The 5800-nt window shown below is 65.3% G+C and carries 6 protein-coding genes; all 6 read left to right on the top strand.

The annotated features are described in order from the left end of the window. Positions 1–254, top strand: a 254-nt coding sequence (locus MOV75_RS25020; RefSeq protein ID WP_247006780.1) for a biotin/lipoyl-containing protein, incomplete at its 5' end; no start/stop codon positions are given. Between the two features lie 82 nt (positions 255–336). Then, on the top strand, positions 337–1695 hold the full coding sequence (gene accC, locus MOV75_RS25015; protein ID WP_247006779.1) for an acetyl-CoA carboxylase biotin carboxylase subunit: 1359 nt from the start codon (positions 337–339) through the stop codon (positions 1693–1695). Between the two features lie 107 nt (positions 1696–1802). Next, on the top strand, positions 1803–3329 hold the full coding sequence (locus MOV75_RS25010) for a CHASE3 domain-containing protein (protein WP_246929265.1): 1527 nt from the start codon (positions 1803–1805) through the stop codon (positions 3327–3329). Next, entirely contained in the window at positions 3326–3766 is a 441-nt protein-coding gene (locus tag MOV75_RS25005; protein ID WP_246929263.1) for a response regulator, read from the top strand. Before MOV75_RS25010 ends, MOV75_RS25005 begins: the two co-directional genes overlap by 4 nt. Then, positions 3763–4866, top strand: a complete 1104-nt coding sequence (locus MOV75_RS25000; protein WP_246929262.1) for a sensor histidine kinase — start codon at positions 3763–3765, stop codon at positions 4864–4866. The genes MOV75_RS25005 and MOV75_RS25000 overlap by 4 nt, the downstream gene beginning before the upstream one ends. A gap of 61 nt (positions 4867–4927) precedes the next feature. After that, positions 4928–5608, top strand: a complete 681-nt coding sequence (gene aat, locus MOV75_RS24995) for a leucyl/phenylalanyl-tRNA--protein transferase (protein WP_246929261.1) — start codon at positions 4928–4930, stop codon at positions 5606–5608. Positions 5609–5800 lie beyond the last annotated feature (192 nt).

Here is a 5800-nt window from a genome sequence, read left to right as displayed (position 1 = left end):
GGCCCGATTTGGCGAAGCATCCCGGCGCCGTCAGCTCGCCGATGGTCGGCACCGCCTATTGGGCGCCTGAGCCGGGCGCCAAGCCGTTCATCGAGGTCGGCAGCAAGGTCTCGGTCGGACAGACGTTGCTGATCATCGAAGCGATGAAGACCATGAACCAGATCCCCTCGCCGCGCGCCGGCACGGTGACGCAGATCCTGATCGAAGACGGCCAGCCGGTCGAGTACGGCGAGCCGCTGGTCATCATCGAGTGAGGGAGTGGCGAATAGCGAGTAGCGAATAGTTACTCCTGCCTGTTTCGCCATTCGCTATTGCCCCTTCGCCCCCTGAGGCACCATGTTCGACAAGATCCTCATAGCCAATCGCGGCGAGATCGCCCTTCGCATCCTCAGGGCCTGCAAGGAGCTCGGGATCGCGACGGTCGCCGTGCACTCCACCGCCGACGCCGATGCCATGCATGTGCGCCTGTCGGACGAGAGCGTGTGCATCGGGCCGCCGGCATCCAAGGACAGCTATCTCAACGTCCCCGCGCTGCTCGCGGCCTGCGAGATCACCGGCGCCGATGCCGTGCATCCCGGTTACGGATTCCTGTCTGAAAATGCCCGCTTCGCGGAAATCCTGTCCGAGCACAATCTGCATTTCATCGGTCCCAAGGCCGAGCACATCCGCCTGATGGGCGACAAGATCGAGGCGAAGAAGACCGCCAAGCGCCTGGGCATCCCCGTGGTGCCCGGCTCCGACGGCGCGGTCGGCCCCGATGACGACGCGATAGCGATCGCCCGCAAGATCGGCTTCCCGGTCCTGGTGAAGGCTGCGGCCGGTGGCGGCGGCCGTGGCATGAAGGTCGCGCACAGCGAGGCCGACCTCCAGGTGGCGCTGTCGACGGCGGCCAATGAGGCCAAATCCGCCTTTGGCGATGCCTCCGTCTACCTCGAAAAATACCTCCAGAAGCCGCGCCATATCGAGATCCAGATCCTCGGCGACGGCCGCGGCGGCGCCATCCATCTCGGCGAACGCGACTGCTCGCTGCAACGCCGCCACCAGAAGGTCTGGGAAGAAGGCCCCTCGCCCGTCCTCGCCGCCGCCGCGCGCGCCAAGATTGGCGAAACCTGCGCCAAAGCCATGCGCGAGATGAAATATCTCGGCGTCGGCACCATCGAATTCCTGTTCGAGGACGGCGAGTTCTACTTCATCGAGATGAACACCCGCATCCAGGTCGAGCATCCCGTCACTGAGAGCATTACCGACATCGACCTCGTGCTGGAGCAGATCCGCATCGCCGCCGGCGGCGACCTGCCGGCCAGGCAGGAAGAGATCCAGGTCATCGGCCATGCGATCGAGTGCCGCATCAACGCCGAGCATCCCCAGACCTTCCGTCCCTCGCCCGGCCGCATCCTGCAATACCATCCGCCCGGCGGGCTGGGCGTCCGGATCGATTCCGCCGTCTACCAAGGCTACACGATCCCGCCCTATTACGATTCCCTGGTCGGCAAGCTGATCGTGCATGGCAAGACCCGCGCCGAATGCCTGATGCGGCTGCGCCGGGCGCTCGACGAGATGGTGGTCGAAGGCATCGAGACCACGCTGCCGCTGTTCCGCGCGCTAGTGCGCGAAGACGACATCATCAACGGCGATTATCACATCCACTGGCTGGAACAGTACCTGGCCGGCAAGGCGGAACCCGCGCCGAGGTAATCTCCCCTCCCCTGGTGGAACCCTTTGGCCTCAATCGCGTTCTGGACGCTGGGGCCAGTTCCAAGGGGGCGTTTTGAACTCCACTGAATGTACACCGGTGAACCGTCGTGACGGCTGACGCCCAACGACGGCGCACGCTCTGGCAGATCCTGCTGTTCTCAGCGGGCCTTTTGGTGCTGACCGTGATCAGCGCCGGCTCCGTCTACCTCGTCAACAAGGCGCGGGAAGACAGCAAATGGGTGGTTCATACCATCGAGGTCGAGAACCAGATCAACGCCCTGCTGCTCGAGATCCGGCGCGCAGAAAGCGGCGCCCGTGGCTTCTTGCTGACGCAGGGGGCAAATTTCCGCGACGACCATGAAAAGGCCGTGGCCGCCATCATCCCCGCCCTCGACAAGCTCACGCGCCTGAGCGGCGACAATCCAGGGCAACGTGAGAAGATCGAAAAGCTGAGCGCCGCCCTCGAAACCCGCCTCGGCCAGTTCGCGCAGGAGATGACCTTCATCCAGCAGGGCCAGCCGGACAAGGCCGTGGCGCTGGTCCGCGAGGCCGCGGCACAGGACACCACGACAAAGATCACCGCCGTCGCGAACGCGATGATCCAGGAGGAGGAGCGCCTGTTCCGCCTCCGCACCGCCAACTCCGACCGCAGCCAGACCCTCGCCGCCTCGATGACGGGCATCGGCTCCGGCCTCGTCGTGGTTCTGGCGCTGATCTCGATCTGGCTGGTGCGGCGCTCGGCAGTCGCCCGCGAGGAGGCCGAGAACCGCCTGCGCGAGGCCTACGCCAACCTTGAGTCCGTCGTCGACGAACGCACCGCGGATTTGCGCGAGGCCAACGACGAGATCCAGCGCTTTGCCTATATCGTCAGCCACGACCTGCGCTCGCCGCTCGTCAACATCATGGGATTCACCAGCGAGCTCGATGAACTCGGCAACGACATCTTTCGCCGCATCGGCGGCCTCGCCCACGTCCCTGCGGACGGACCGCCGTTGGCGCCCGCGGGGCCCGGCGAGATCGCGCTCGAGGGCGCCGACAAGCAGCTCTCGGAGGATTTTTCCGAAGCACTCGGCTTCATCAAGTCGTCGATCGCCAAGATGGACCGGCTGATCTCGGCGATCCTCAACCTCACGCGCGAGGGCCGGCGCGAATTCCAGCCCGTGAAGATCGACACAAGCGAGCTGATCGAGGGCATCGTGTCGACGCTGGCGCATCAGGCGGCGGAGGCTCAGGCCGAGATCCACCTCGAGGCCCTGCCAAATGTCGTGAGCGACCGGCTCGCGCTCGAGCAGATCTTCTCCAACCTGATCGACAATGCGATCAAATATCTGAAGCGCGGGGTACCCGGAGAGATCAGAATTCGCGGGCGGACCAAGCTCGGTTACGCTATTTTCGAGATCAGCGACAATGGCCGCGGCATCGACGCTAGGGATCATCAGCGGATCTTCGACCTGTTCCGCCGCGCGGGAACCCAGGACAAGCCCGGCCAGGGCATCGGGCTTGCGCATGTGCGTGCACTTGTGCGTCGCCTCGGCGGCACCATGTCGGTATCATCGGAACTGAATGCGGGCAGCACCTTCACGATCACGCTGCCGATCGCCTGGAACGTAAGCAACCGGAACGCAGATCGATGACCCAGCCTGTCACCATCATCATGATCGAGGACGACGAGGGCCACGCCCGCCTGATCGAGCGCAACATCCGCCGCTCCGGCGTCAACAACGAGATCGTCTCCTTCAAGAACGGCACGGACGCGATGACGCACCTGTTCGGCGCCGACGGCTCCGGGCTCGTGCAGAAGGGCAATGCGCTGCTGATCCTGCTCGACCTCAACCTGCCCGACATGACCGGGATCGACATCCTGAGGCAGATCAAGGAAAACAAATATCTGAAGGCCTCGCCCGTGGTGGTGCTGACCACCACCGACGATTCCCAGGAAATCAAGCGCTGCTACGAGCTCGGCTGCAACGTCTACATCACCAAGCCCGTCAACTACGAGAATTTCGCCAATGCCATCCGGCAGCTCGGCCTGTTCTTCTCGGTCATCCAGGTTCCGCCCGCCGCTCCATGAACCAGCGCACACCAACTCTGCTCTACATCGATGACGACGGTGCGCTGGCGCGCCTGGTCGATCGCGGCCTGACGCGGCGCGGCTACAGGGTCGTCCATGCCGCGAGCGGCGAGGAAGGTCTGGAGCGCATCCGCCGCGCGAGTGCCGAAGGCGGCATCGACGTGGTCGCGCTCGACCAGTACATGCCCGGCCTCGACGGGCTGGAGACGCTGGAGCAGATCATGGCGATCCCGGGGGCGCCGCCGGTGGTGTTCGTCACGGCCTCGCAGGATTCCAACATTGCGGTCACCGCGCTGAAGGCCGGCGCGGCCGACTATCTCGTCAAGGACGTCACGGGCGATTTCATCCCCCTGCTCCACGTCGCAACCGAGGGCGCGCTGCGCCAGGCCGAATTGCAGAAGGCGCGCGAGGAGGCCGAAGCCGAGATCCATGCCTCGCGTGACCGCTACGCAGCCCTTGCCGCCGAACGCGAGCTACTGCTGCGCGAGGTCAACCACCGCGTCGGCAACTCGCTGCAGATCATCGCTTCGCTGCTGCACCTTCAGGCAAGCTCAGCCGCACAGGACGAGGTCAAGGCGGCACTGACCAATGCGATGGGCCGCGTCGCCGCGGTCGCGCAGGTGCACCGGCGTCTCTACACCTCGCAGGATCTGAAGAGCGTGGTCCTGAACCAGTATCTGGACTCGCTGCTCGAGGATCTGCGCCGCTCGGCCGAAGGCAACCGGATGTCGCGCCTGACGCTGAAGGCCGAGCCGATCGAGATCGATCCTGACCGCGCGGTCGCCGTCGGCATCATCGTCAACGAGCTGGTGATGAACGCGGTGAAATACGCCTATCCCGACGGCGCCGGCCCGATCCATGTCGAGCTGAACTCGAAAGGCGACGATCTCCTTCTGTCGATCACCGACGACGGCGTCGGCGACAACGTCAAGGCCGATCCGCGCTCCACCGGCATGGGCCAGCGCATCGTCGCGGCCATGGCCTCCAAGCTCGACGCCTCGGTCGAGCGCGATCCCGCGCATTCCGGAACCCGGATCATTCTGAAGTTCGGTCGCGTGCCGGCAAGCCCCGGCAAGACCAGCACCGCCGCCGCGAGTTGAGCGCGCGCCCTGCTCCCCACCCCATCGCAACTGCGTCGCGATCCTGCTATGATTGCGAACCATGACTTCGCGCGACTCCGCCCCGTCTGAAATCACACCGGCCGTGCTGCTGCGCGCCTATGCCTGCGGCATCTTCCCGATGGCGGAAAGCGCTGACGATCCGACCCTGTTCTGGGTCGAGCCGGAGTTGCGTGGCGTCATCCCCCTCGATGGATTTCGCGTCGCTTCGCGGCTCGCACGCACCGTGCGTTCGGATGTATTTCGCGTGACTGTCAACACCGCGTTCAAGGCGACCATCGCCGGCTGTGCCGCACCGCAAGCCGGACGCGAGGACACCTGGATCAACAAGCGCATCCGTGACCTCTATGGCGGCCTGTACGAGCTCGGCCATTGCCACAGCGTCGAAGCCTGGCAGGGCGAGGATCTCGTCGGCGGACTGTACGGCGTAAGCCTGGGACGAGCCTTCTTCGGCGAGAGCATGTTCCACACCGCGCGCGATGCCTCGAAGGTCGCGCTGGTGCACCTCGTCGCGCGGCTCATCCATGGCGGCTTCGAGCTGCTCGATACCCAATATGTCACGGAACACCTGAAGAGCTTCGGCGCGGCCGAGATCTCACGGCGGCGCTACACCGCGCTGCTCGACAAGGCGCTCGCCGGCGAGCCCGGCGATTTCCTCAGGCTCTCGCCCGGTGACGCCATCCCGGGCGCACGCGCGCTCGAGATCATCGCCTCGCGGCAATAATGGACGGCTGGGTGAGCGGCCGAACCCGGGGGATTTGGCCTAGCAGCCAAACCCGGGGGGATTTGGCCTAGCGGCCAAACCCGGGGGGATTTGGCCTAGCGGCCAAACCCGGGGATGCCGAACAGACCTGGCCGCTGCTCCGGCGGCGGGGGCGGTGGCGGTGCCGGTTGCTGCTGCTGGATCGGCGGCAGG

Origin of the sequence: Bradyrhizobium sp. PRIMUS42 (assembly GCF_023006515.1) — a bacterium.
Taxonomy (GTDB): domain Bacteria; phylum Pseudomonadota; class Alphaproteobacteria; order Rhizobiales; family Xanthobacteraceae; genus Bradyrhizobium.
Note: the sequence above shows the minus strand (reverse complement) of the source record. Positions and strands in the feature narration are given on the sequence as shown.

What these genes read in the sequence shown, in the direction of transcription:
- aat (WP_246929261.1), top strand. Translation starts at nt 4,928, where the DNA reads ATGACTTCGCGCGACTCCGCCCCGTCTGAAATCACACCGGCCGTGCTG.
- MOV75_RS25000 (WP_246929262.1), top strand. Translation starts at nt 3,763, where the DNA reads ATGAACCAGCGCACACCAACTCTGCTCTACATCGATGACGACGGTGCG.
- accC (WP_247006779.1), top strand. Translation starts at nt 337, where the DNA reads ATGTTCGACAAGATCCTCATAGCCAATCGCGGCGAGATCGCCCTTCGC.
- MOV75_RS25005 (WP_246929263.1), top strand. Translation starts at nt 3,326, where the DNA reads ATGACCCAGCCTGTCACCATCATCATGATCGAGGACGACGAGGGCCAC.